This window comes from Pseudomonas sp. REP124 (assembly GCF_020164475.1).
In the GTDB taxonomy this organism is placed as follows: domain Bacteria; phylum Pseudomonadota; class Gammaproteobacteria; order Pseudomonadales; family Pseudomonadaceae; genus Aquipseudomonas.
The window spans coordinates 1-24,722 of record NZ_JAIQWX010000097.1 but is presented as its reverse complement, the minus strand read 5'-3'; the positions used below and the strand labels follow the sequence as shown (position 1 = coordinate 24,722).

The 24,722-nt window shown below is 61.3% G+C and carries 21 protein-coding genes; 15 read left to right on the top strand and 6 right to left on the bottom strand.

The features are described 5' to 3' along the window. Positions 1–81: 81 nt before the first annotated feature. Both K9857_RS20950 and K9857_RS20945 read right to left on the bottom strand, forming a co-directional pair. A complete protein-coding gene (locus tag K9857_RS20950; RefSeq protein WP_224538900.1) occupies positions 82–561 on the bottom strand; it encodes a DUF934 domain-containing protein in 480 nt (159 codons plus the stop codon). Further along, positions 558–2,231, bottom strand: a complete 1,674-nt coding sequence (locus tag K9857_RS20945) for a nitrite/sulfite reductase (RefSeq protein WP_224538897.1) — start codon at positions 2,229–2,231, stop codon at positions 558–560. Before K9857_RS20945 ends, K9857_RS20950 begins: the two co-directional genes overlap by 4 nt. A gap of 330 nt (positions 2,232–2,561) precedes the next feature. On the opposite strand from K9857_RS20945, the gene ccoN reads away from it, so the two are divergent. Both ccoN and K9857_RS20935 read left to right on the top strand, forming a co-directional pair. Beyond that, complete coding sequence (gene ccoN / locus K9857_RS20940) at positions 2,562–3,989, top strand: cytochrome-c oxidase, cbb3-type subunit I (protein WP_224538895.1); 1,428 nt, start codon at positions 2,562–2,564, stop codon at positions 3,987–3,989. Beyond that, positions 3,989–4,210, top strand: a complete 222-nt coding sequence (locus tag K9857_RS20935) for a cbb3-type cytochrome c oxidase subunit 3 (RefSeq protein ID WP_224538894.1) — start codon at positions 3,989–3,991, stop codon at positions 4,208–4,210. The genes ccoN and K9857_RS20935 overlap by 1 nt, the downstream gene beginning before the upstream one ends. A gap of 109 nt (positions 4,211–4,319) precedes the next feature. Here K9857_RS20935 and K9857_RS20930 read toward each other — a convergent pair whose 3' ends face one another. The 3 genes from K9857_RS20930 to K9857_RS20920 form a co-directional block, all read right to left on the bottom strand. After that, on the bottom strand, positions 4,320–4,835 hold the full coding sequence (locus K9857_RS20930; protein WP_224538892.1) for a GNAT family N-acetyltransferase: 516 nt from the start codon (positions 4,833–4,835) through the stop codon (positions 4,320–4,322). Between the two features lie 173 nt (positions 4,836–5,008). Next, the gene (locus tag K9857_RS20925) at positions 5,009–5,995 is read right to left on the bottom strand and encodes a LysR family transcriptional regulator (RefSeq protein WP_224538891.1); all 987 of its coding nucleotides are present in this window, start codon (positions 5,993–5,995) and stop codon (positions 5,009–5,011) included. A 69-nt stretch (positions 5,996–6,064) separates the two neighbouring features. Beyond that, positions 6,065–6,505 (bottom strand): carboxymuconolactone decarboxylase family protein, encoded by a 441-nt coding sequence (locus K9857_RS20920; RefSeq protein ID WP_175378281.1) that lies wholly within the window; start codon positions 6,503–6,505, stop codon positions 6,065–6,067. Between the two features lie 302 nt (positions 6,506–6,807). Here K9857_RS20920 and K9857_RS20915 point away from each other — a divergent pair, with 302 nt between their 5' ends. The 6 genes from K9857_RS20915 (at position 6,808) to K9857_RS20890 (ending at position 11,701) form a co-directional block, all read left to right on the top strand. Continuing rightward, the gene (locus K9857_RS20915; RefSeq protein ID WP_224538889.1) at positions 6,808–7,005 is read left to right on the top strand and encodes a hypothetical protein; all 198 of its coding nucleotides are present in this window, start codon (positions 6,808–6,810) and stop codon (positions 7,003–7,005) included. Between the two features lie 368 nt (positions 7,006–7,373). After that, positions 7,374–8,807 carry a PLP-dependent aminotransferase family protein gene (locus tag K9857_RS20910; protein WP_224538887.1) on the top strand — a complete coding sequence of 478 codons (1,434 nt, stop codon included), beginning with the start codon at positions 7,374–7,376 and terminating at the stop codon, positions 8,805–8,807. Between the two features lie 124 nt (positions 8,808–8,931). Further along, a complete protein-coding gene (locus K9857_RS20905; RefSeq protein ID WP_224538885.1) occupies positions 8,932–9,225 on the top strand; it encodes an antibiotic biosynthesis monooxygenase family protein in 294 nt (97 codons plus the stop codon). 231 nt (positions 9,226–9,456) lie between these two features. Continuing rightward, positions 9,457–9,867 (top strand): cupin domain-containing protein, encoded by a 411-nt coding sequence (locus K9857_RS20900; protein ID WP_224538883.1) that lies wholly within the window; start codon positions 9,457–9,459, stop codon positions 9,865–9,867. Positions 9,868–10,103: 236 nt separating this feature from the next. Continuing rightward, the gene (locus K9857_RS20895; RefSeq protein WP_224538881.1) at positions 10,104–10,814 is read left to right on the top strand and encodes an ATPase; all 711 of its coding nucleotides are present in this window, start codon (positions 10,104–10,106) and stop codon (positions 10,812–10,814) included. Positions 10,815–11,098: 284 nt separating this feature from the next. Further along, positions 11,099–11,701 carry a hypothetical protein gene (locus tag K9857_RS20890; RefSeq protein WP_224538879.1) on the top strand — a complete coding sequence of 201 codons (603 nt, stop codon included), beginning with the start codon at positions 11,099–11,101 and terminating at the stop codon, positions 11,699–11,701. Positions 11,702–11,772: 71 nt separating this feature from the next. On the opposite strand, the gene K9857_RS20885 is transcribed toward K9857_RS20890, so the two are convergent. Further along, on the bottom strand, positions 11,773–16,668 hold the full coding sequence (locus tag K9857_RS20885; RefSeq protein ID WP_224538877.1) for an NAD-glutamate dehydrogenase: 4,896 nt from the start codon (positions 16,666–16,668) through the stop codon (positions 11,773–11,775). Positions 16,669–17,171: 503 nt separating this feature from the next. Here K9857_RS20885 and K9857_RS20880 point away from each other — a divergent pair. From K9857_RS20880 to K9857_RS20850, 7 genes are all read left to right on the top strand, one after another. Then, positions 17,172–17,525 (top strand): hypothetical protein, encoded by a 354-nt coding sequence (locus tag K9857_RS20880; protein WP_224538875.1) that lies wholly within the window; start codon positions 17,172–17,174, stop codon positions 17,523–17,525. Positions 17,526–17,847: 322 nt separating this feature from the next. Beyond that, entirely contained in the window at positions 17,848–18,807 is a 960-nt protein-coding gene (locus K9857_RS20875; protein ID WP_224538873.1) for an AAA family ATPase, read from the top strand. Between the two features lie 5 nt (positions 18,808–18,812). Next, positions 18,813–19,757 (top strand): DUF58 domain-containing protein, encoded by a 945-nt coding sequence (locus K9857_RS20870; protein WP_175378271.1) that lies wholly within the window; start codon positions 18,813–18,815, stop codon positions 19,755–19,757. Beyond that, complete coding sequence (locus tag K9857_RS20865; protein WP_224538871.1) at positions 19,754–20,248, top strand: DUF4381 domain-containing protein; 495 nt, start codon at positions 19,754–19,756, stop codon at positions 20,246–20,248. The genes K9857_RS20870 and K9857_RS20865 overlap by 4 nt, the downstream gene beginning before the upstream one ends. Next, the gene (locus K9857_RS20860; protein WP_224538869.1) at positions 20,241–21,320 is read left to right on the top strand and encodes a vWA domain-containing protein; all 1,080 of its coding nucleotides are present in this window, start codon (positions 20,241–20,243) and stop codon (positions 21,318–21,320) included. Before K9857_RS20865 ends, K9857_RS20860 begins: the two co-directional genes overlap by 8 nt. Further along, entirely contained in the window at positions 21,317–23,050 is a 1,734-nt protein-coding gene (locus tag K9857_RS20855) for a tetratricopeptide repeat protein (protein WP_224538867.1), read from the top strand. Before K9857_RS20860 ends, K9857_RS20855 begins: the two co-directional genes overlap by 4 nt. Then, a complete protein-coding gene (locus tag K9857_RS20850) occupies positions 23,047–24,687 on the top strand; it encodes a BatD family protein (protein WP_224538865.1) in 1,641 nt (546 codons plus the stop codon). The genes K9857_RS20855 and K9857_RS20850 overlap by 4 nt, the downstream gene beginning before the upstream one ends. Positions 24,688–24,722 lie beyond the last annotated feature (35 nt).

The window sequence follows — 24,722 nt, the reverse complement described above, 5'->3', positions numbered from 1 at the left end:
TGTCGGCCGACCTGACGCCTTCGCGGGCAAGCCACGCTCCCACAGGGTTCTGCGTTGTTCACCAATTCCCCGGCCAGCCTCCTACCGTCTGCGGAACAACGGTCGTGGCTCGATCACCGAGCGCCCGTATAGCACGCTCATCCCCGCCAGCCCTTTCAACGCATCCTCGGCGGATTTGTCTTCGCGTACCGCGAAGCTGTCGAAACCGCACTGACGCATGTGGCTGAGCTGATCGCGCAACACATCGCCGATGGCGCGCAGTTCGCCCGTCCAGCCCAGTCGGGTGCGCAGCAGGTAGGCCTGGCTGTAAGCGCGGCCGTCACGGAAGCTGGGGAAATCCAGGGCGATCAATGTCAGCTGCTCAAGCCACGGTTTGAGGCTTTCCACCTCATCGTCCGGCCCCAGCCATACCGCCTGTTGCTGCGGATTTTCCAGCCACTTGGCCAGCGGCAGAATCAATGCCGCACCAGACAGCGGCGCCTCCAGGTCCCTGACCAGCGTCCACGAATCCTCGGCATCAATCCGCGCCACGCCCGCCTCCAGCCGCAACAGATTGTTCATGCCGACACCTCCAGCGCTTTCGGATAAACCGACTCCTTGAACGGCTCAAGACCGATGCGCTGCACGGTATCGACGAACAGCTCTTCGCTTTCCCGATAACGCACAAATGTCTCGACAATGCACTCGATGACCTCGGGCACTTCGCTGGCGCTGAACGACGGGCCGATCACCTTGCCCAGCGCGCTGTTCTTGCCCTGGGCGCCGCCGAGGGTGATCTGGTACCACTCGCTGCCGTTCTTATCGACGCCCAGAATGCCGATGTTGCCGATGTGGTGGTGACCGCAGGCGTTCATGCAGCCGGAGATGTTGAGGCTGATGTCGCCCAGGTCGTGCAGGTAATCGAGGTCCTCGAATCGCGCGGCGATGCCTTGCGCAATGGGGATCGACTTGGCGTTGGCCAGCGCACAAAAATCGCCACCGGGACAGGCGATCATGTCGGTGAGCAGACCAACGTTGGCGCTGCCCAGATTGTGCTCGCAGGCCAGGCTCCATAGCGCGAACAGTTCCGCCTTGGGCACGTCCGGCAGCACCACGTTCTGTTCATGGGCGATGCGGATTTCACCGAAACCGAAGCGCTCGGACCAGTCGGCGATCGCCTCCATCTGCGCCGTGGTGACATCCCCCGGCGGCGAACTGAAACCCGGTTTGGTCGACAGCACGACGCTGACATAACCCGGCACCTTGTGCGCCTGCACGTTTCGCAACACCCAGCGGGCGAAGGCCGGGTTCTGCGCCATATGGGCGCCGAATTCCAGATCGATACTCGCCAGATCACGATACTCCGGGGCGACGAAAGCACTGGCGACCCGCTCGAATTCATCCAGGGTCAACTGCGCCGGGCCGTCCTTGAGGTACTGCCACTCCTCCTCCACTTCCCGGGCGAAAGCTTCGATGCCCAAGGCCTTGACCAGGATCTTGATCCGCGCCTTGTACTTGTTGTCGCGCCGGCCGTGGCGGTTGTACACCCGCAGCACCGCTTCGACGTAGGACAACAGGTGCTGCCACGGCAAGCCGTCGCGAATCTGCAAACCGAGGATCGGCGTGCGCCCCAGGCCGCCGCCGACGATCACCCGCAGCAGCATCTGCCCGTCTTCACCCGGATACAGGTAGAGGCCGATGTCATGCATCATGATCGCCGCGCGGTCCTGTTCGGCCGAGCAGATGGCGATCTTGAACTTGCGCGGCAGGAACAGGAATTCCGGGTTGATGGTCGACCACTGGCGCAGGATCTCGGCCAGCGGGCGCGGGTCGATCATTTCGTCCGCCGCGACCCCGGCGAAGGCTTCGGTGGTGATGTTGCGCACGCAGTTGCCGGAGGTCTGGATCGCGTGCATCTCGACTTCGGCCAGGCGTTCGAGAATCTCCGGCACCTGGGCCAGTTCGATCCAGTTGAACTGCATGTTCTGGCGGGTGGTGAAATGGCCGTAACCGCGATCGTAATCCCGGGCGATGCTCGCCAGCGTGCGCATCTGCCGTGCGCTCAGGGTGCCGTAGGGAATCGCCACCCGCAGCATGTAGGCGTGCTTTTGCAGGTACAGGCCGTTTTGCAGGCGCAGCGGCAGGAACTCTTCTTCGCTCAGCTCGCCGGCCATGTAGCGCGCGACCTGATCGCGAAACTGCGCAACCCGCTCGAACACCAGCGCCCGGTCATAGTCGTCGTACTGATACATCTGGCCACCTCATCAGGATTTGTTCCGCTTTCCTGTAGGAGCGAGCACGCTCGCGATGGAATCACAGACACCGCGGGGCAACAGGTTTCCCGCGTTATCGTTGACGGCCATCGCGAGCGTGCTCGCTCCTACAGGTTTTTGATGACTATGGGCTTGCGGCGCAGCGAGTTACAGACTCACTTAATTCTGAAAAAACCGTATCAGATGGCGTTTGAACGCACTGTGGCTGAGGTTCTGTCTGATCCGCACAAATGAGCTTTTCCTGAGCCTGTTTTGAAATGGCCGGTGTTTTTACAGTTGCCCGACTTTGCAATCGTGGAAGCATCGAGCATGAGCACAGCAACTCTCGGACAGGCTTATAACTACAAGGTCGTGCGCCAATTCATCATCGCAACAGTGTTCTGGGGCATCGTGGGAATGGCGATGGGCGTGTGGATCGCCTCGCAACTGGTATGGCCCGAAATGAACCTGGACCTGCCATGGACCAGCTTCGGCCGCCTGCGACCGCTGCACACGAGCCTGGTGATTTTCGGCTTCGCCGGCAGCGCGCAGTTCGCCGCCAGTTACTACGCGGTGCAGCGCACCTGTCAGGTGCGGCTGTTTTCCGACACCCTCGCCGCCTTCACCTTCTGGGGCTGGCAGTCGGTGATCGTGGTGATGCTGGTCAGCCTGCCGCTGGGCTACACCACGACCAAGGAATACGCCGAGATCGAGTTCTCGGGCGCGGTGTGGATGACGGTGGTCTGGGTGGCCTATGCCATCGTGTTTTTCACCACCGTGGTACGGCGCAAGACCAAGCACATCTACGTCGGCAACTGGTTCTTCGGCGCCTTCATCGTGGTGATCGCCATGCTGCACGTGGTCAACCACCTGTCGATTCCGGTGAGCTGGTTCAAGTCTTATCCGGTGTACTCCGGCGCCACCGACGCGATGGTGCAGTGGTGGTACGGGCACAACGCCGTGGGCTTTTTCCTGACCACCGGGTTTCTGGGGATGATGTATTACTTCGTGCCAAAACAAGCGAATCGGCCGGTGTATTCGTATCGCCTGTCGATCGTGCATTTCTGGGCGCTGATCACCCTGTACATCTGGGCCGGTCCCCACCACCTGCACTACACCGCATTGCCGGACTGGGCGCAGTCGCTGGGCATGGCCATGTCGCTGATCCTGCTGGCGCCGAGTTGGGGCGGGATGATCAACGGCATGATGACCCTCTCGGGCGCCTGGCATAAATTGCGCACCGACCCGATCCTGCGATTCCTGGTGCTGTCCCTGGCCTTCTACGGCATGTCGACCTTCGAAGGTCCGATGATGGCGATCAAGACGGTCAACGCCCTCTCCCACTACACCGACTGGACCATCGGCCACGTACATGCCGGCGCCCTGGGCTGGGTGGCGATGATCACCTTTGGCGCGACCTATCACATGGTGCCCAAGGTCTTTGGTCGCGAGCAGATGCACAGCACACCGCTGATCAACCTGCACTTCTGGCTGGCCACCATCGGCACCGTGCTGTACATCGCCTCGATGTGGGTCAACGGCATCACCCAGGGCCTGATGTGGCGCGCGATCAACGACGACGGCACGCTGACCTACTCCTTCGTCGAAGCCTTGCAGGCCAGCCATCCGGGGTTCGTGGTGCGCTTTGTCGGCGGCGTGTTCTTCCTCACCGGCATGCTGCTGATGGCCTGGAACGTGTGGCGCACGGTGCGGGCGGCGGACGTATCGATGGCCGAGCAGGAGGCGCGGATAGCCTGATGATGGAGATCATGTTGAATGTCTTGGGCGTGGCGTTTTTGTGGTTTGCCGTCGAGTATTGTCTGCGCCACCAGAGCGCTGAAAGCCTGGATGAGGCGAGCCTGATTCCGTTTGCCGATGACCCGGAGGTGGCGCGGCGGGTTGAGGTGGCGACGGGCAAGAGCATCAATGCCGTGGCGCCGGAAGAGCCCAAGGTAGGTTGGATCAATATGGAAGTTTGACGCTAATCCAATGTGGGAGCGGGCTTGCTCGCGAAGGCGGCGTTCCAGTCGACATTGATGTTGTCTGACACACCGCTTTCGCGAGCGAGCCCACTCCCACGGGGGGTTATCAGTTTGGCATGGAACGCAACCGCGCCATGCTCAACACATCAACCCACTTCCCGTCTCGCAAGCCGTAATCGCGCAGCACCCCTTCGGTCTCGAACCCGAATTTGCGGTACAGCCCAATGGCCGCTTCATTGTCGACATACACGGTCAGTTCGATGCGCCGCAGGTTCATCCAGTTGTCGGCAATGTCCAGCGCCGCCGCCAGCAGCTTCGACCCCACGCCCTTGCCCTGCCACGCCACCGCCACGCCCATGCCGAAGCTGCCGGCGTGGCTGCGACGGACGCGAACATACTGTTCCATGCTGATGTTGCCGATGACAGTACCCTGATGCACCGCCACCAGTTGCACCTTGCGCTCGTTGTCGGGGTCGATGCGCTTGCGCCACAGCTCCATGGAGGGAAACGGCATTTGCAGGGTCTGCCGGGCGAAAGCGGGTTCGTGGTACAGCGCGGTGATGCCTTCGAGGTGGGATTCGTTGAGGCGTTCGAGGGTGATGAGGGGCTCGGTTGCGGGCATGGGTGATTCGTCCTTGATGCGGGTGTGGCTGGTCACTCTAACCTGCTGATCTCCCGGATGGCGAGGTTCCTCCCCCTGTAGGAGCCGAGCTTGCTCGCGATGGACTCACAGACGCCGCGGGGCATCAGGTTTCCCGCATTATCGTTGACCACCATCGCGAGCAAGCTCGGCTCCTACAGTGGGTGGAACCAATCCCGCCGCTCGCGGAAGGTGTCGTGGATCATTTCCACCAGCATCTGCACCTGCGCCTCGCCCTGTGTCTCGGCATTCACTGCCATCCACACCTGCCGCTGCATCGGCTGACTGAACAGCTCCGGCAACCCGATCAGCCCGCGGTCAAAACGGCTCATGTAGCCGGGCAGCAGACCGATGCAGGCGCTGCAACGGATCATCTCCTGCATCAAGCCATAGGCATGCAACTGCACGACCCCGGCCAGACGCTGGTCGACCAGTGAATTCCACGGCCTGAAGCTTTCGATCTCGCGGTCCTGCTGCCACTGCACCAGCAAAAAGTCCGCTAGATCATCGAGGCTATCGGGACGCGAGGCCGCCCGGGAATAACGCTTGGCGATGTGCGGCAGGTAATCCACTCGCGCCAGACGCTCAGGCTCGGCGGTGGCGAAACTCGGGCCTGGCAGCGGCGCATCGGTGCCCGCCAGCCACACCACCACGTCGGCACTCACCGCTTGCAGGGCCAGTTCGCTGTCGAGTGTGATGATGTCCAGGCGCACACTGGCGTTGCGCCGCAGCAGTGCCACCAGGTCGCGACCAAGAATGTCGTGCAGGATCGATTCGGAGACGGCCAGGCGTACCTGAGGTTGTTCGATCACCGGCAGATCACGTTCATGCGCCAGTGCGATCAGTTGCGCCTGCAATTGCAACCCGTCGCGGCTCAGGGCCACGCCGTTGTCCGATGCGCTGAACAATGAACATTGCAGTTGCGCTTCGAGCTGGGCCAGTTGCTTGCGCAGCAGTGTCGCCTTGATGTTCAGGCGCCGGGCCGCCTGCATGTAGCAGCCGCAACGGGCGGTGACGCTGAAGCACTGCGCCGATAGCGTGTCGATGTCCGCGGCACGATCGCGCCAGGAACTGGAGGTGTTGGCGGTGGATGCGCGGTACGGCGCGATGTAGCGTTGGCCGGAAGGCTCCATGAATGACATTGATGACTCCCTGTCGATCTCTGGGAATACCATCGTGCGCATCGTTCATGAAACGGATATGACAGTCGCTCAGGTACTCGGGCTTTGCCGGAAGCTCACCGCCAGCCGGTTCCAGCTGTTGATAGTGGTGACGGCGATAGTCAGGTCCACCAGTTCGCCTTCGCTGAACTGCTCCCGCGCCTGTTCATAGACGTCGTCCGGCACGTGGTTTTCCGAAAGCAGCGTCACCGCTTCGGTCCAGGCCAGGGCAGCGCGCTCGCGGGGGTTGAAGAAGTTGCTGTCGCGCCAGACCACGATTGAATACAGGCGCCGGTCGGTTTCACCCAGGCGCCGGGCGTCCACCGAGTGCATGTCGGTGCAAAACGCACAACCGTTGAGCTGCGAGGCGCGAATTTTAATCAGGTGCAGCAATTGCGCTTCGATGCTCAAGCTGCTGGTAAGCGCTTCCATGGCGATCATCGCTTTCATCGCCTTGGGAGACGCGCTGTAGTAGTCCAGACGAGGGTTCATGGCAGGCCTATGCAAATCAGGTGAGATATTTGAAGAGTGGCACATGCGGCGGATGACGCCAGATCCAATTGTGCGAAAAAGCGGTTGACCACTTTACTGACCGTTGCGCTGAACTAATGCGTATCTCCACACCTGCTTCAAATACGAGCACCGCCTCTTTCTCAAGTTGAGCAATCCAACTTCGTAAACAACTATTGATCACCCCGATAATTGCGAAATTGGATATTCCTTGCCGAGCCAAACGCTACTTAAACTGGCGCCGTCAACCAGACACCCTCAACTCTAGCTCAAAGGTAAACATCATGAAAAATCTTGTTATCGTAGGCAGCCTGTTGTGCGCAGCTTTCTCCGGCCTGACCTTCGCCGAAGGTGGCAGCGATCGCCTGATCGAACGCGCAAACGCCCGTGCTCAAGAGCTTGCCGCCCAGAACGAACGCATCAAGCACGACAACAGTAGCACCGCCGAACGTACGCAAAGCCTTCCCGTCAAAGCCAGCTGAGCCTGGCAATGACTCGTGCCCCGGCTCATCCTTGCAAGATAAACAACTTGCAAGGATGAGTATCGGAACAGCGTTATTACAACCATAAAAAAAGCCCTGCAATAATCATTACAAGGCTGATGGTGGAGATACCAAAACTGTAAGAAACTTCAAACTTCGCTTTACCGATACCGGTGAAGTTGAACTGGGTGCCATCCTAACAATCAAGTGCCTTTCGGCCAACGGCCACTTCCTCGTTTTTTCGGCAGACCACTGTCGCACTAGTCCAATTCGGCGTTTTTTCCCTGCACAACTTCATTCCTGTAGGCCAATCCGGGTAATCTTTCGCAACGCACGCCGCGAACAGATCACCGCAGGAGCCTGTCGGTATGGAACTTCATGTTGTCATCAACGGCCGCAAGGATCTGGCGGGCCAGTTGTACAACCAACTGCGCAGCGCCATCGAATCGGGCCGCCTGGCAGCAGGGACGCAGCTCCCACCCAGCCGCTTGCTGGCCGAGCAACTGGGCATTTCGCGCAAGACCATTTCCGATACCTACGCCCAACTGACCTATGAAAACTTCCTCACCGGGGTAATCGGCAAAGGCACCTACGTCAATGCCCGGGCCTCGAAGGTCGAGCGCAAGCAGAACCCTTCGGAGCTGGCGGGATTTGAGGTGATCGAGTCCTGGCGCAATCTGCCGGTGTTTCTGCGCCACCCGACCCTGGAAGGCTCGTTGCGTTATGACTTCATCGGCGGCGCCACCGGCAAGGGTCAGTTCCCCCAGGACGACTGGCGCCGCTGCACGGCCCACGCCCTGCGCCAGATCGCCTCGTCCAAGGGTTTCTACAGCCTGGCCGAAGGTCTGCCGGCGCTGCGCAATGCCATCGCCCGGCACATCTCGTTCTCTCGCGGGGTCAACTGCCAGGACGAGGACGTTGTGGTGTGCAACGGCGCCCAACAGGCCCTGGACCTGATTTCCCGCGTACTCACCCGGCCCGGCAGCATCGTGGCCATGGAAGACCCCGGTTATCCGCCCGCCCGCCTGCTGTTCGGCACCCATGGCGCAACTGTGATCGGCGTTCCGGTGGACGCCGAGGGCATCCAGGTGGACAAGATTCCCCTGGGTACACGGCTGATCTACGTCACGCCTTCGCACCAGTTTCCCCTCGGTATGCCCATGAGCCAGGAACGGAGAGTGGCCCTGCTGGCCAAGGCCCACGAGTTGGGCGCGATCATCATCGAGGACGACTACGACAGCGAATTCCGCTACGAAGGCCGGCCCACGGACTCGCTGCAGAGCATGGATGAACGGGGGATCGTCGCCTACGTCGGCACCTTCTCCAAAACCCTGCTGCCGGAACTGCGCCTGGGTTACGCGATTCTGCCTCCGGCAATTCTCGAAGCGGTGGTGCGCGCCAAGCAGCTGACCGACCTGCACACCTCCACCCTGCCCCAGTGGGCGCTGGCCAAGTTCATCGCCGAAGGCTGCCTGCTCAAGCACATTCGCCGCTGCCACACCATTTATGCCGGCAGACGCGAGCGCATCCTGGCGCGCATGGCCGGCGATCTGTCGCCGTGGCTTGAAGCGGTGCCGACCCGGGCCGGTTTCCACATGGTGGTGTTGTGCAAAGTGCCGATCGACGTGCCGCTGGTGATCGAACTGGCGAAAAAGGTCGAAGTCGGGCTGTATGCAATCGACAGCTTCTACTATCAGTTGCCACCGCAGAACGGGTTTTTCCTGGGGTTTGGTTCCATCGAGACCCTGGACATCGATATTGCGCTGGACCGGCTGCGGGACATCCTGCAACAAGTCGCCTGACGGATTGGTATGCGACTTTATCCGGCGATTGGCTATTGGTAGTCCGGGGGTGCAGGCCTATCCTGCAAGGGTGAAATCTCTCAATGAGCAGGATTCGTCCGACCTGATTCAGGAGTGTGAGCCAATGTCCTACAAAGTGATCAATACCGTAAAGGTACAGGCCGTCTCCGGCCGCTCGGAAGAACTGGGTAAGCAACTGCAAAAGATTGTCGACACCCTGCGTGCTACACCGGGCTGTGATTCCTATATGGTCGACCGCTGCCCCGAGGACAGTAACCGCTGGACCGTCAGCGCCCACTGGCAATCGGAAGCGGCGATGCAATCGCATTTCAACAGCCCCGAGGCGCAAGGCTTCATCGACCTGATCGACTGCCAACTGGCCAATGCCGTGGACTTCAACAGCTTTCCCATTCGCTAAAACACCGCCTGTACCTGTAGGAGCGAGCACGCTCGCGATGGACGTCAACGATGACGCGGGATGTCTGGATGCCCGCGGTGTCTGGTCGTTCATCGCGAGCGTGCTCGCACCTACAGTTTTATCCGCCTGCCGGCAATTGGTCCCCTGACCTTCCTCAATATTGGCTGTTTGTTTGGTCCCCGCCGCGGACTAGATTTGTCCCTGACAACTCATCCCACGCAGGTAATGAACATGAACGTTTTGCGCTTCTGTGCCGCTTCCCTGGTTGCCCTGTCCTTGACCGTTTCCGCCTCGGCTTTCGCCCATGGCCCTTCGGAAAAGATCACGATCCTGCAGGATCAAATGCTCAAAAACGTACCGGGCAAAAAGGCACTGATGATTGAAGTGGACTACAAGCCCGGCCAGTCTTCGATTGCCCACAGGCACGACGGAACAGCGATGGCCTATGTGCTCGAAGGTGAAATCACTTCGCAAGTCAAAGGCGAAAAAGAAGTGACCTACAAGGCCGGCGAGTTCTGGTATGAGGCGGCGGGCTCCGAACATCTGGTATCGAAAAACGCCAGCAAGACCAAGCCTGCGAAGTTGCTGGTATTCATGGTCCTGTCGCCGGACGAAGAAGTACTTGTTCCTTTGAAAAACTGATCGCTGAACCGGCAGCCATAAATAAAAAGGCCTGATTCGACGATTCGGGCCTTTTTATATCCTGTGGCAATTAACCGACTTTCTTTACACCAAACAAAACTACCGCCGCCCTGACAACCATACGTAGGGGTTATTTCATTAAATAATTACCGGTTTAACCTTGAGTGACCGCCGATGAACTCGGCCCCCTCAATTGGCGACTGCTTGCCTGACTGCTTTTGCATAGGAGATACACCATGAAACTTGCCTTGATCAGTACGCTGGCAATAACGGCTCTGTTAACCGGTTGCTCGATCCCTACGGCACCTTCCGCGGTTTCCTCGCTGGACGGCATCTTCAGCGAGCCGGTGGGCCGCAGCAACGCAACCAGTATCCCGAATGGTAGCCAGGTTTCCCTGGGCGTGGTCTATAGCCGCAACACTCAGGCCAACCGCGCCTACCTGCAGGACTACCAGGCCAACGCCGGCACCGGTTTCGGCCAGAGCCTGCTGGTGCAGCCGATTTACGATGCCTACGTTGCCACCTCCAAGCCCGATATGGCGGTGGACTGGGTCAAGGCGTCTCTGCAACGGCAGTTCGGTTCGGTCACGGTGTATCCGGACATGCAGAGCCTGAAGGCGGCCAAACCGGATGTGATCGCCGTGGTGAATACCCGCAGTCAGCTCATTACCTCTCGCAGCTCCGACATTGAATCGGATGTCAGTGCGCACTTCTACGACAGCCACCTCAATTACATCGGCACCGCACACGGCCGTGACGCGATGGAACTGAGCCCGGTCTGGGCGGACTTCAAGCGCAGTGAAGACATCGTTGCCGACATTAACGAACAGCAAAACATGCAGGTCAGGGCGCTGCAGAAGTTCGACCAGTCATTGAACAGTTTGTTGAGGAATCCGACTGATAAAGTGTCGATGATTGATAACAATTCCGGGACGAAGTTGTATTGATACGAATGGACTCATCGCGAGCAGGCTCGCTCCCACAATGAGCCTGCATGCACTTTAGTCTTGTGCAATGCGATTAAAACTGTGGGAGCGGGCTTGCTCGCGAATGCGCTGTATCAGAAACATATAGGCTGACTGACACTCCGCATTCGCGAGCAAGCCCGCTCCCACAGGGGATAAGTAACTTCATAGCAATATCAGGCAATTGTTCCGCACTATCCACAAAGCTGAACTCCATTACTCTGGCCGCTCGCACGACGCGAACTCTCAAAGTCATGGAGATCATTATGAGTACAGACCAGAAAAGATCATTTATCGCACGCATCCGCTGCGACGACACGCCGATGAAGTTCTTCGGCCAGATGCTGGGCAACAACGCAACCCAGGCCAATCTGCTGACCACCGCCCATCGATATTCCGAGATCGGCAAAAGCATGGTGCGGGTGCACAAGATCAACAAGGCCGTGGGCCTGACCCGGTCGGACGAGATGATTGTGTATTTCTGCTGCTACGACGATTACTACAACATCCAGATCCGCAGCGAAGCCTATCTGGGCAAATACCTGAGCAAAAACCCTCACGGCCTGCTGGGCGCGTTCGTCGGTGCCGGTGGCAGCACCACCTCGTTCAACCTGCTGAACATGGATCAGGACATCATCACCCTCGATGACCTGAAAAAAGACGAAGCCAGGGTTTACCTCAAGGCCAGGAATGCCGACACGGTCAAACGCCACTTGATCGAAAGCCCAAAGGTGTATGCCTACACCGATCACGTTGGCGATCCCGTGACCTTCAATCTCAAGATCCTGGAGCGCGATGTACCCTACCCGACTGGTTCGACACCTTATCCGCTGTTCATCGACCCCAGGGAGCAACTGGACGGCATCTGATCGCGCGCAAAACAGCGCAAACAAAAAAGCCCCGCATCTCGCGATACGGGGCTTTTTCATTCAACGGCTTATCAGACCGCCGATTCCAGCTCCACTTTGGCAGGTGCCGCAGCAGGTGCCGGCGCCTGGCCGCTCAGGGCCAGATCCAGCAACTCGCGGTTGGCCACTGCGTACATGGCGTAGTCGGTACCGCTGGCGGCACGGATTTCCACCAGCATCGCGCGCCAGCGTTCGATCATGCTGGCGTGTTGCGCCATCCACGAATCCAGGCGTGCCTCAACCGAGGCTTCGCACAGATTCAGGACCGAGATGGTGATCGCACGCTGTTGCCAGTCGACATCATCGCGGAACGCTTCACGGGCCAGGGCCTGCCAGTTGTTTTCAACCGGCAAGGCGCTGATCTGTTGCAGGTACCAGGTGATATTCAGCTCTTCACCCACAGCGAAGAAGGCTTTCGCCACTTCAGCCGGATCCTGACCAGTCACGTCGGACGCCTCGATCACCGGCAGCAAGGTGTACAGGTGCGAGGTACCCGCAACCATGCGTGCCAGCAACTCCGGAACGCCCGCCTCGACGTAGGCCTCGTAGCGGGTCTTCCAGTTTTCCAGGGTCGGGCCGGTCAGCAGCTCGTTCAGACTCAGACCCAGCTCCTTCAGGTGCGGACCGAAGTGGGCGACGTCACGGGCAGCGTTCTGCTCATTGCGACGGCTGCGCAGGAACCAGCGCGTAGCGCGACGCCCCAGGCGCATCAGCTCGTCCATCAACTCCAGTTGCACGTCGGCGGAAACCTTGTAGTCCAGGGCTTCGATCTGACGGAACCAGTGCGGGAGGTGGAAGATGTCACGCACGATCACATACGCGCCGGCCACGTTCGCCGGGGTCATGCCGGTCGACTCCTTGAGTCGCTGAACGAAGGTGATGCCCATGTGGTTGACCAGATCGTTGGCGATCTGGGTGCTGACGATTTCGCGCTTCAGACGGTGACGACGCATGGCGTCGGAGAACTTGTTCACCAGCGTCGGCGGGAACGCGGTTTCCATGTCGCGGGTCAGGTAGTCGTCGTCCGGCACCAGGGAGCCCAGCAGCTGCTCCTTGAGGTCGATCTTGCTGTAGGAGATCAGCACCGACAGCTCCGGACGGGTCAAGCCGTGGCCGGCTGCGACGCGTTCGTTGATCTGCTCTTCCGACGGCAGGAACTCGATGCCGCGATCCAGCTTGCCGCGACCTTCCAGGTCGTTCATCAGACGCTTGTATTCAGCGATACGTGGCAGGGCACGACGAGCAGCCAGGGACAGCGCCTGGGTCTGCTTGTAGTTGTTGCCCAGCACCAGGCCACCGACTTCGTCAGTCATGCTCGCCAGCAACTCGTTGCGTTGCTTGTCGGTCATGTCGCCGGCCTGAACCACTTCGTTCAGCAGGATCTTGATGTTCACTTCGTGGTCGGAGCAGTCCACGCCACCGGCGTTGTCGATGAAGTCGGTGTTGGAACCGCCGCCATTGAGACCGAATTCGACGCGACCCAGTTGGGTCATGCCGAGGTTACCGCCCTCGCCCACTACTTTGCAGCGCAGTTCGTTGCCGTTCACGCGCAGCGCATCGTTGGCCTTGTCGCCGACATCGGCGTGGCTTTCGGTGCTGGCTTTGACGTAGGTACCGATACCACCGTTCCACAACAGATCCACCGGTGCCTTGAGCAAGGCATTGAGCAGTTCGGTCGGGGTCAGCTTGTCGGCCTTGATGTCGAAACGCTCTTGCATCTGCGGGGAGATCGCGATGCTCTTCGCGCTGCGCGAGAAGATACCGCCACCTTCGGACATGATGCTGGTATCGTAATCCGACCACGCCGAACGCGGCAGGTCGAACATGCGCTGACGCTCGGCGAAGCTGGTCGCCGGGTTCGGGTTCGGGTCGATGAAGATGTGCATGTGGTTGAAGGCGGCGACCAGTTGCAGCTTGTCGGACATCAGCAAGCCGTTACCGAACACGTCACCGGCCATGTCGCCGACGCCCACCACAGTGATGTTGTCTTCCTGGACATTGATGCCACGCTCACGGAAGTGGCGCTGTACGCCAACCCACGCGCCCTTGGCGGTGATGCCCATCTTCTTGTGGTCGTAACCGGCCGAACCGCCGGAGGCGAACGCGTCACCCAGCCAGAAGCCATAGTCGATGGCGATGCCGTTGGCAATGTCGGAGAAGGTCGCGGTGCCCTTGTCCGCCGCCACTACCAGGTACGGGTCGTCCTGGTCATGACGCACGACGTTGGCTGGCGGAACCAGCGCGCCGTCTTTCAGGTTGTCGGTGATGTCGAGCAAGCCCGAAATGAAGATGCGGTAGCAGGCGATGCCTTCGGCCGCGATCTCGTCCCGGCTGCCGCCCAGCGGCAGGCGACGTGGCAGGAAGCCACCCTTGGCGCCCACCGGCACGATCACCGAGTTCTTCACTTGCTGGGCTTTTACCAGGCCCAGCACTTCGGTGCGGAAGTCTTCTTCACGGTCGGACCAGCGCAGGCCGCCGCGAGCGACGTTGCCGAAGCGCAGATGCACGCCTTCGACGCGCGGCGAGTAAACGAAGATCTCGAACTTCGGAACCGGTTTTGGCAGTTCCGGGATCAGGTGCGGATTGAACTTGAAGCTGAAGTACGACTTGTTATGGCCGTTGGCGTCAGTCTGGTAGAAGTTGGTACGCAGGGTCGCCTTGATCAGGTCCAGGTAACGACGCAGGATGCGGTCTTCGTTGAGCACCTGAACGTCGTCCAGGGCGCTGAGAATCGCGTGTTCCAGGCGTTGCTGCATGTCGTCCAGATCGTCGCCGCTGAGCTTGCGCGCCAGGTAGAAGCGGGTCTTGAACAACCGGGTCAATTCGCGAGCGATGTCGGTGTGGTTGTTCAGGGTGCTGGCGATGTAGCCCAGGTCGAAACCCAGACGGATCTGCTTCAGGTAACGGGCGTAGGCACGCAGCAGCGCCACGTCGCGCCAAGGCAGGCCGGCGGTCAGTACCAGACGGTTGAATGCATCGTTTTCGGCATCGCCGCGCACGATGTGGACGAAGGCGTCCTGCAGGGTGTCGTTGAGTTGCTGGATGTCCAGGTCCAGGCCTTCGGCAGCGGTGAAGGCGAAGTCATGAATCCAGAACTCGCGGCCGTTGGTGTGACGCAGACGGTACGGAAATTCACCCAGCACGCGCAGGCCGAGGTTTTCCAGGATCGGCAGAACGTCGGACAGGGCCAGCGGGGTATCGGCGTGGTACAGCTTGCAGTGCAGCTCGCGCTGACCGGACACCTGACCCAGCGGCTGATAGAAGCTCATCACCAGCGGCTTCTTGTCGGTGAGGTTCAGCAGATGCTGCATGTCGACCACGGCCGAATGCGCGGCGAAACGCTCGCGGTAACCGGCCGGGAAGCCTTTCGGGAAGTCGGCCAGCACGTTGGTGCCCTGGGCTTCGCCGAAGGCTTCGACGGTCAGCGCGGAGTAGTCGTCCTGCCAGCTGCGGCAGGCCTGGATCACTTCGTTTTCCAACTGCTGCGGGTCGATGTCGATGCGGTTTTTCGGGTCGACGCGCAGGATCAGTTGCACGCGGGCCAGTACGGACTCGGAGAAGAAAGTCCAGAACTCGCAGTCCGAGGCTTTCAGGCGATCCATCAGCACTTGCTGGATCTTCTGGCGCACTTCGGTGGAATAGATGTCACGCGGCACGTAGGCCAGGCAGTAGCAGAAGCGGCCGTAAGGGTCCTTGCGCAGGAATACACGGATCTTGTTGCGTTCCTGGATCTGCACGATCGACATCACGGTGCTGAACAGCTCGTCCACCGGCGTCTGGAACAGATCGTCCCGCGGCAGCACTTCCAGAACCTGTGCCAGCTCCTTGCCCAGGTGGGCCTTGGACTGGAAGCCGGAGCGCTCTTCGATTTCCGCGACCTTGCGACGGATGTACGGGATCGCACGTACGCTTTCGCCGTACACCGACGAGGTGTACAGGCCCATGAAACGGCATTCCTTGACGACCTTGCCGTCGGCGTCGATTACCCGGATCGACACGTAGTCAGGGTAAGCCGGACGGTGAACGCGGCTCGGGTGCGCAGCCTTGGCGAAGGTCAGCAGTTTCGGCTCGCGCAGGTAGTTCACGGCGTAATCTTCGATGCGCGTGTCATCGTAGGTCAGGCCGGTACGCAGGGATTTGGTCAGACCCAGGAAGGAGCTCTGGTCGTACTCGATGTGGCCGCCATCGGCCTGATCGGTGACCACGAACTCTTCGTAGCCCAGGAAGGTGAAGTGGTTGCCCACCAGCCATTCCAGGAAGCCCTTGATTTCGTTCTTTTCTTCGGCATCGACGGCGAACGAGCTGTTGTCCAGGCTGCTCAGGATTTCCTGGACCTTGGCTTTCATCGGTTCGAAATCGGTCACCGCGGCGCGCACTTCGCTGAGCACTTGCTCCAGCTCTTTGGTCAGCACGTTCAATTCGGCGGTGTTGGCACAACGGTCGATTTCCAGGTACATCAACGACTCATGCAGCACGTCGTCGCCCTGGGTGCCCTTGGGCAGGATTTCCAGCAGCTCGCCCTTGGCACCGCGACGCACGCTCAGCACGGTGGTTTGCAGGGTGTGGATGCTGTAGCCGCGACGGTTCAGCTCGGTACGCACCGAATCCACCAGGAACGGCAGATCGTGGTGCAGCACTTCGACCGCGGTATGGGTCGACTGCCAGCCGTGGCGTTCGTAATCGGGGTTGTAGACACGCACTTGCGGTTGCGCGTGATCGAAGCGCTCGAGCAGGCGCCATGCAGAAAGAGTACAGCCAGCGAGGTCGGACAAACGACGCTGGGTCAGTTCGTCCAGGGAGATAATGCCGAAGAATTGTTCAGCGAACAGCGCCACTTGTGGCAGTGCCTGTTCACTGATGTGCTGCGCCAGTGCCGCTTGCAGTTGGTGCTGGAAGTCGGCTTTGCTGGCTGCGGTGAAGAACGCCATCTGTGGTACTCCGCTAGGGCTTGTTATTGATGGAAGCGTCGCGTGCAAAACCCCTTTTCGGGGCTACCCGTCACCCTGTTCCTGATTCTCGGGCAGAGGAAACAGGGTGACAGGTGGGTGAAGCTGGACGAGACACTCTGGTCACATTCACCTTCCGTGAATGGGCATCTGTAAAAACGACTGACCGCGTACGGCGCAATGTCTTTACAGGTGCACATCCGTTGCGCAGCTTAACGAGTGCGGCAAGGCCCATTCTTGCGATGCTGCGACATATTCGGTCATCGGCACGCAGGTTCGTCGCGGCGCATCGAACAACACTAGCAGCCGCGGGGAAAAACGGCGGATTTCCGTCCAGTTTTGCGGCACGTACGTACCAGAAATGACCAGCACCTCAGGGTTCGTTCACATAACGGCCCGGACACTTGGGCGAGCAGAAATTGCGCGGGGCTGGCAAAATCGCCTTTCTTTCGCCCTCATCATGCTCGCCGAGCCAGGAATTCCCCATGCAAATGACCACCGCCCTCTTGATCGTCAACCCGTGCGACGACGAAGAAGACAACATGGCCATGCTCTGCTGCCACAGCACCCAGGGCGAAATGTTCCTGATGACCCGCTATCCCGACGAGGACGAACTGGAAATCACCCTCGATGGCGAGCCTTCGACCCTGGACGGCGTAAAGGTGACCCTGAGCCCTACCCGCCTGCTCATCGAAATCGCCGCGACCGATGCAGATGTGCTCAATGGCCATGATTCGCTGGAGATCGTCCACAGCACCGATGCAAGTGATCTGGCGGAGGTTGAGGAGACCTTGCAGAACATCCTCAAGGGCACCGGGACCTACGTCAGCCAGTTGTAGTAGCCGTAGGAGCGAGGCTTGCCCGCGAAGGCGGAGTGTCAGGCGACATCGACGCTGGATTTGCCGGCCTCTTCGCGGGCAAGCCCGCTCCCACAGGGGTTGTGATTGCTCGGGCTTTTTTGTGCCAACGCCAGGCCCTGTAGGAGCGAGGCTTGCCCGCGAAGAGGCCACCAGAGACACCACTACCCTCAATTTCCCCCTTCATCCCGCACTTTCCCCAAAATGCCGTTAGTCGCCGCCCCCTGCGATGGATTAAAGTAACGCCCCCAGCCCCGGCGTTTTCCAAACGGCCTCGGGTACCTTTTTGCAGGAACAGTCATCGATGGAACATCGTGAAGCGCTTCTCGCGCTGCGAACCTTTCTTTCAACGCAGATTCTCGGCCAGGAAAAGCTCATCGAGCGCTTGCTCATCGCCCTGCTCGCCGACGGCCATATGCTGGTCGAGGGCGCTCCGGGTCTTGCCAAGACCAAGGCCATCAAAGAACTCGCCGAAGGCATCGAAGCCCAGTTCCATCGCATCCAGTTCACCCCCGACCTGTTGCCAGCCGACATCACCGGCACGGAAATCTATCGCCCGGAAACCGGCAGCTTCGTGTTCCAGCAAGGGCCGATCTTCCACAATCTGGTGCTGGCGGACGAAATCAACCGGGCGCCGGCCAAGGTTCAGTCGGCGTTACTCGAGGCCATGGCCGAGCGCCAGGTCAGTGTCGGGCGCAGCACTTACGAGCTGTCGCCGCTGTTTCTGGTGATGGCCACGCAAAACCCCATCGAGCAGGAAGGCACCTATCCCCTGCCGGAAGCCCAACTCGACCGTTTCCTGTTGCACGTAAAAATCGGTTTCCCGGACGCCGCCGTCGAACGCAAGATCCTGCAGCAGGCCCGTGGCGAAGCCTTGAACGGCGAAACCAAACCCGAGCGCCGGGTCAGCCAGCAGGCGATTTTCGCCGCGCGCAAGGAAATCCTCGGTCTGTACATGGCCGATGCCGTGGAGGAATACCTGGTGCAACTGGTCATGGCCACGCGCAACCCGGCCAAGTTCGACCCCGAAATGGCCGAGTGGATCGCCTATGGCGCGAGCCCCCGCGGCTCTATCGCCCTCGACCGTTGCGCCCGTGCCCACGCCTGGCTGGCCGGTCGCGACTTCGTCAGCCCCGAAGACATCCAGGCGGTGCTGTTCGATGTGTTGCGCCACCGCATCATTCTTTCCTTTGAAGCCGAAGCCGCCGGCATCGACCAGGACCGCGTGGTCCAGCGGATTCTCGACGTCGTAGCCGTCGCTTGACCCCGATGAACGCTCCCCTGCCGCCGGAACCCGGTATTCGCATCACCCTCGCCGAAATGATCGAGATGCGTCACCGCGTGCGTGAAGTGCAGCTGTTTTCGACACCGAGCCAGCGCAGCCCGCTGATCGGCCTGCACCACTCCAAGCTGCGCGGGCGTGGCGTGGACTTCGATCAGGTGCGGGTCTATCAGGCCGGCGACGACGTGCGCACCATCGACTGGCGCGTCACCGCACGGACCCAGGAGCCGCACACCAAGCTGTTCCACGAAGAACGCGAACGGCCGATCTTCATCATGGTCGAGCAGAGTCGCCGGCTGTTCTTCGGCTCGGGCTTGATGTTCAAATCGGTGCTCGCCGCCCAGGCCGCCAGCCTGATCGGCTGGGCCGCCCTGGGGCATAACGACCGGGTCGGCGGCCTGGTGTTCGGCGACAACGAGCACTACGAGATCAAGCCCCGGCGCAGCAAACAGAGCCTGCTGCAATTGCTTAACCGTCTGGTGCGGGTCAACCAGTCGCTGCACACCGAGAGCGAAGAGAACCGCGATGCATTCGGCATCGCCCTGCGCCGCGCCCGGGAAGTCTCGCGCCCCGGCAGCCTGGTGATCGTGATCTGCGACGAGCGCGCCCTGACCGAAAGCGCCGAGCAACAGCTGAGCCTGCTGTCCCGACATTGCGACCTGTTGTTGCTGCCGCTGTCCGATCCGCTGGATCACGCCCTGCCCGCCGCCGGCTTGCTGCGTTTTGCCGAACGCGGCGCACAACTGGAGCTCGACACCCTGAATTTCGAACTGCGCCAGACCTACCGCGCCCAGGCCGAAACGCGCATCGCCCGTTGGGAACTGCTGGCGCAAAAGCTGCGGGTGTTGATGATGCCGCTGAGCACCCAGAGCGAAATGGTCGAGCAATTGCGTGAGTACCTGAACCCGCAGAAACCGGGGAAAGGTCGATGAACGGACTGGAAAATCTTCAACCGCTGATTTCCCCGCCTCCGATTGGCTTCTGGCCGCCGGCGCCGGGCTGGTGGTTGCTGCTGTTGCTGATCCCCGTCATTGGTTTCGCCGCGTGGAAGCTGCGACATTTCATTCCGCAGAAGAAACGCATCGTGCGTGCCGAACAGCCGCTGGACCCGGCACGCATCGCCGCCCTGGCGGAACTGGCGCTGATGCCCAAGCCCTACGATGGCGCCCCCGCCGGTGCCTGGCTGCAGCAGCTCAACGGCCTGCTCAAGCGCCTGTGTCGCAACCATTACCCCAACAGCCAGAGCCATACACTCAATGGCCGCAAATGGCTGGCCTTCCTCGACAACCGCTGCCCGGCCGCCGGCCTGACCCGCTGGATGGTGCTGGTCGAAGGCGCCTACAAACCCGAATGCAAACTCGACGACAAGGCCATCGCTGGCCTGACCCAGGCGGTCGACACCTGGATTCGCAAACATGTTTGAGTTCGCCTGGCCGTGGATCTTCATCCTTTTGCCCCTGCCGTGGCTGATGCGCATCGCGTTGCCGGTGGCCGATAGCGGCGAGCCTGCACTCAAGGTCAGCTTCCTCAACGACCTCGAAGGGCTGGCCCGGCGCCGTGCCCGCGCCAACCTGCCGGCCTGGCGGCAACAGGCGCCGTTCCTGCTGTTGTGGCTGATGCTGCTGACCGCCGCCGCGCGCCCGCAATGGCTCGGCGAACCGCTGCCGATTGCCGCCAGCGGCCGTGACCTGCTGGTGGCAGTGGACGTGTCGGGTTCCATGGATTTCCCCGACATGCAGTGGCAGGACGAGGACGTCAGCCGCCTGGCGCTGGTCCAGCACCTGTTCGGCGATTTCCTCGAACACCGTGACGGCGACCGGGTCGGCCTGATCCTGTTCGGCAGCCAGGCCTATCTGCAGGCGCCTTTGACCTTCGACCGCCACACTGTGCGGGTCTGGCTCGATGAAGCGCGCATCGGCATCGCCGGCAAGAACACCGCCATCGGCGACGCCATCGGTCTGGCTCTCAAACGTCTGCGACTGCGCCCCGCCCAGAGCCGGGTACTGATCCTGGTCACCGACGGCGCCAACAATGGCGGCGAAATCGACCCGCTCACCGCCGCGCGCCTGGCCGCCCGGGAAGGCGTGAAGATCTACCCGATCGGCATCGGTGCCGATCCTGAGCAAAGTGGCACCCTGGGTTTCCTCGGCGTCAATCCGAGTCTGGACCTGGACGAGCCTTCCCTCAAGGCGATTGCCGAAGTTACCGGTGGCCAATACTTCCGCGCCCGCGACGGCGAAGAACTGCAAGCGATCAAGGACACCCTCGACCAGCTGGAACCGGTGACCCAACAACCGACCCAGGCGCGTCCGGCTCAGGCGCTGTATCAATGGCCGCTGGCAATGGCGCTGATCTTGAGCATGTTGCTGGTGGCCCGCGAGCTGTGGCCGGACAACCCGCTGCAACGCCTGATGACCAAGGATCTGTTTTTGCAAACGCAATTGCCTGACTGGCGCCAGCGACTCAAACGCCTGCGCCTGCGGAGACGCCGATGAGCGCGCTCTGGCCCTTCTGGTTCCGCCCCTGGTGGCTGCTGCTGTTGCCGCTGCTGGGCTGGCTGCTGTGGCAACTCTGGCATCGGCAGAAACGCGCCGGACGCTGGCAGATGATTCTGCCGCCGGCTTTTCATGGCGTGCTGCTCAGCGGTGGCAACGGTCGCGGCAGCAAACTGCCGTGGGTCGCGCTGGGAGTGGCATGGTTGCTGACCGTGCTCGCATTGCTGGGGCCGAGTTGGGAGCGTGTCGAGCAGCAAAGCCAGAAACCCGCCGACCCGCTGGTAGCGATCCTGGAATTGACCCCGGAAATGCTCGCCACCGATGTCCAGCCCAATCGCCTGGAACAGGCCCGGCGCAAGCTGCTGGACCTGTTGCAGGTTCGCAGCGATGCGCAGACCGCCATCGTCGTCTACGCCGGCAGCGCCCACACCCTGGTGCCGCTGTCGGACGACCTGTCCACCAGCCGCAACCTGCTGGACGCGCTCAAGCCGTCGTTGATGCCCGAAGCCGGTCATCGCGCCGACCTGGCGGTGATCAAGGCGCTGAACCTGCTGGACCAAGCCGCTCTGGGCGACGGCCGCATCCTGTTGATCGGCTCGTCCTTGAGCGAACTCGAACGCCAGGGCATCCGCCAGGCACTGAGCGGCAAATCTACCCAACTGCTGATGATCGGCGTCGGCACCGCCGAAGGCACGCCTATCACCCAGGAAGACGGCAGCTTCCTCAAGGACGAACAGGGCGCGATTCTGGTGCCGCATCTGGACGAGCCCGGCCTGAAAGCTTTCGTCAATGAGCTGGACGGGCGCTATCGCCACGCGCGCCTGAGCGACGCCGACCTGCGCGGCCTGGGCCTGCTCGACGGCCCGCGCAGCCTGCGCAACGACGGCCAGACCCTGCGCCTGGATACCTGGGCCGATCAGGGTTACTGGCTCCTGTTGCCGTTGTTGTTGCTGGCGGCCTGCGCCGGGCGCCGTGGCTGGCTGTTCTGCCTGCCGCTGCTGTTGGCCCTGCCGCAACAGGGTTATGCCTTCGACTTCCAGGACCTGTGGCTGCGCCCCGATCAGCGCGGCCTGCACCTGCTCAACCAGAAGCGCCCGGCCGAGGCCGCGCAGCATTTCGAAGATCATCAATGGCAAGGCGTGGCCCTTTACGAGGCCGGCGACTACAGCGCCGCCGCCCAGCGGTTCGCCGAGGGCAATGACGCCAACGCCCACTACAATCGAGGCAATGCCCTGGCCAGGAGTGGCGAGCTGGAAGCCGCGCTGGATGCCTACGAACAGGCCCTTGAACGTCAACCGGACCTACGCCCGGCGCTGACCAACAAGGCCCTGGTGGAAAATCTGCTCAAGCAGAAAGCCAATCCGCCGGCCAACGAACCGGACAAGACCGAGCAGCCCGAGACTTCCGAGCAGGAATCGCCGCCCGGTGCCGCCACCCAGCCGCAGGGTCCGGGAGAGCCGAAAAACGCCGAGGAGCAAGCCAGCGCCGAGGACGACCAATCCGCCACGACGCCGCCAAAGCCCGGAGCCAACGAAGTGCCGGGCAGCGAACTGGGTGACGAACAACACACCACGCCACCCATGCGCCCGGCCAGCGACAGCATCGAGGGCGAACAGCAGCAAGCGCTGGAGCAATGGCTGCGGCAGATCCCGGATAATCCGGGGGAATTGCTCAGGCGTAAATTCTGGTACGAACAGCAACAACATCAGGATCAGGGAAAAACTCGATGACCCGCTGCACCGCTTTCACCCTCACCCTGCTGTTTTGCGCCGTTCAGGCCCAGGCCGCCGAGCTGGTTTCCAGTGTCGATCGCACGCGCCTGAACTCCGGGGAGACGATCGAACTGACCCTGGAATCCAACGACGTCACCCAGTTCGGCAAGCCGGACCTGGCGCCGCTGGAGCCCTTGTTCGAAGTGCGCGGCACCCGCCAGGTCAACCAGTTGAACACCATTGACGGCGACAACCGCGCCACCACCCGCTGGATCGTCACCCTGCTGCCCAAGCAGAACGGCAGCGTGGTGATCCCGGCGCTGAGCCTGGGCGACGTGCAGAGCCAGCCGATCACCGTGCAAGTGGTCGAGAGTGAAGCCCAGGAAAACACCAACAAACTGGCACCGGTGTTCATCGATGCCAGCCTCGATCAGTCCAGCGTTTACGTGCAGGCCCAGGCCATCCTGACCCTGCGCATCTACCATTCGGTGTCGCTGTACGACGACAGCAGCCTGCCGCCTTTGCAGATTCCCGATGCGCGCATCGAACAGCTGGGCGAGTCGCGCACCTACGAAAAAGACATCAATGGCGTGCGCCATGGCGTGATTGAAATGCGCTACGCGATCTACCCGCAGCACAGCGGCGAACTGATCATTCCGGGGCAGGTCTTCAACGCCGCGCTGGTGGACGCGCAGCCTGCGCAGGACGCCGCTGCGCAGTCACCCAAGTCCGGCAAGCTGATGCGCGTCAGCTCCGCCGAACTGCTGCTCACGGTCAAGGCCAAACCCATCACCTACCCGGCCGACATGCCCTGGCTGCCGGCACGCAGTCTGACCCTGAGCGAGACCTGGAACCCGGAACCGGAGCATGTTCAGGTGGGCGATTCGCTGACCCGCAGCCTGACGGTGAAAGCCGAAGGCCTGGCCAGCTCGCAATTGCCGCCGCTGCCCGGTACAGAAGCCAATGGCTTGCGTCGTTATCCCGATCAGCCGGTGCTGGGCAATCAGAACAGTGATCGCGGGCTGGTCGGCAGCCGCGAGGACCGTGAAGCGCTGGTGCCGTCGCGCAGTGGCTCGATCGAGTTGCCCTCGGTGGAAGTGGTCTGGTGGAACACCTTCGAGGATCATCTGGAGCACAGCAGCCTGCCGGCCAGAAGCCTGCAGGTGGCGGCAAATCCGAGCCTGATGGTCGACACGCCGGCCGGTGTTTCCCCGGTCAATGCGGCGGCTGAAAACGAAGCCTTGTGGCGCTGGAAGCTCAGCAGCCTGATCCTCGCCTGCACCACCCTCCTCGGCTTCGGCCTGTGGTGGCGCGCGCGTTCGCAACCGGCGGTGCTGCGCGCCGTGCAAGCCGGCCCGAGCCCGCGCACGGTGCTCGACGAGCTCAAGCGCGCATGCCTGGCCAACGACCCCCACGCCACCCGCCAGGCCCTCGACGCCTGGGCCCGCCAGCAACCGGAAACCCTGGCCGACATGGCCGCGCGTTTCGTGCCGTTGTCCGATGCGCTGGATGGTTTGAATGGCGCGCTGTACAGCGAAGCCGGGCAGCATTGGCAGGGTGAGGAGCTGTGGCGGGTGATTCGTACCATTCCGATTGCCGAACGCACCCAGGATCCGACGGGTGATAACGGGTTGCCGCCGCTCTATCCCAAATAAATCCCCGATCCCCCGCTACCCCGTCGGTAAGACGA

What these genes read in the sequence shown, in the direction of transcription:
- K9857_RS20925 (WP_224538891.1), bottom strand. Translation starts at nt 5,995, where the DNA reads ATGTCATTCATGGAGCCTTCCGGCCAACGCTACATCGCGCCGTACCGC.
- K9857_RS20900 (WP_224538883.1), top strand. Translation starts at nt 9,457, where the DNA reads ATGAACGTTTTGCGCTTCTGTGCCGCTTCCCTGGTTGCCCTGTCCTTG.
- K9857_RS20890 (WP_224538879.1), top strand. Translation starts at nt 11,099, where the DNA reads ATGAGTACAGACCAGAAAAGATCATTTATCGCACGCATCCGCTGCGAC.
- K9857_RS20855 (WP_224538867.1), top strand. Translation starts at nt 21,317, where the DNA reads ATGAGCGCGCTCTGGCCCTTCTGGTTCCGCCCCTGGTGGCTGCTGCTG.
- K9857_RS20935 (WP_224538894.1), top strand. Translation starts at nt 3,989, where the DNA reads ATGATGGAGATCATGTTGAATGTCTTGGGCGTGGCGTTTTTGTGGTTT.
- K9857_RS20860 (WP_224538869.1), top strand. Translation starts at nt 20,241, where the DNA reads ATGTTTGAGTTCGCCTGGCCGTGGATCTTCATCCTTTTGCCCCTGCCG.
- K9857_RS20885 (WP_224538877.1), bottom strand. Translation starts at nt 16,668, where the DNA reads ATGGCGTTCTTCACCGCAGCCAGCAAAGCCGACTTCCAGCACCAACTG.
- K9857_RS20880 (WP_224538875.1), top strand. Translation starts at nt 17,172, where the DNA reads ATGCAAATGACCACCGCCCTCTTGATCGTCAACCCGTGCGACGACGAA.
- K9857_RS20915 (WP_224538889.1), top strand. Translation starts at nt 6,808, where the DNA reads ATGAAAAATCTTGTTATCGTAGGCAGCCTGTTGTGCGCAGCTTTCTCC.
- K9857_RS20875 (WP_224538873.1), top strand. Translation starts at nt 17,848, where the DNA reads ATGGAACATCGTGAAGCGCTTCTCGCGCTGCGAACCTTTCTTTCAACG.
- ccoN (WP_224538895.1), top strand. Translation starts at nt 2,562, where the DNA reads ATGAGCACAGCAACTCTCGGACAGGCTTATAACTACAAGGTCGTGCGC.
- K9857_RS20910 (WP_224538887.1), top strand. Translation starts at nt 7,374, where the DNA reads ATGGAACTTCATGTTGTCATCAACGGCCGCAAGGATCTGGCGGGCCAG.
- K9857_RS20950 (WP_224538900.1), bottom strand. Translation starts at nt 561, where the DNA reads ATGAACAATCTGTTGCGGCTGGAGGCGGGCGTGGCGCGGATTGATGCC.
- K9857_RS20920 (WP_175378281.1), bottom strand. Translation starts at nt 6,505, where the DNA reads ATGAACCCTCGTCTGGACTACTACAGCGCGTCTCCCAAGGCGATGAAA.
- K9857_RS20870 (WP_175378271.1), top strand. Translation starts at nt 18,813, where the DNA reads ATGAACGCTCCCCTGCCGCCGGAACCCGGTATTCGCATCACCCTCGCC.
- K9857_RS20945 (WP_224538897.1), bottom strand. Translation starts at nt 2,231, where the DNA reads ATGTATCAGTACGACGACTATGACCGGGCGCTGGTGTTCGAGCGGGTT.
- K9857_RS20905 (WP_224538885.1), top strand. Translation starts at nt 8,932, where the DNA reads ATGTCCTACAAAGTGATCAATACCGTAAAGGTACAGGCCGTCTCCGGC.
- K9857_RS20895 (WP_224538881.1), top strand. Translation starts at nt 10,104, where the DNA reads ATGAAACTTGCCTTGATCAGTACGCTGGCAATAACGGCTCTGTTAACC.
- K9857_RS20930 (WP_224538892.1), bottom strand. Translation starts at nt 4,835, where the DNA reads ATGCCCGCAACCGAGCCCCTCATCACCCTCGAACGCCTCAACGAATCC.
- K9857_RS20865 (WP_224538871.1), top strand. Translation starts at nt 19,754, where the DNA reads ATGAACGGACTGGAAAATCTTCAACCGCTGATTTCCCCGCCTCCGATT.
- K9857_RS20850 (WP_224538865.1), top strand. Translation starts at nt 23,047, where the DNA reads ATGACCCGCTGCACCGCTTTCACCCTCACCCTGCTGTTTTGCGCCGTT.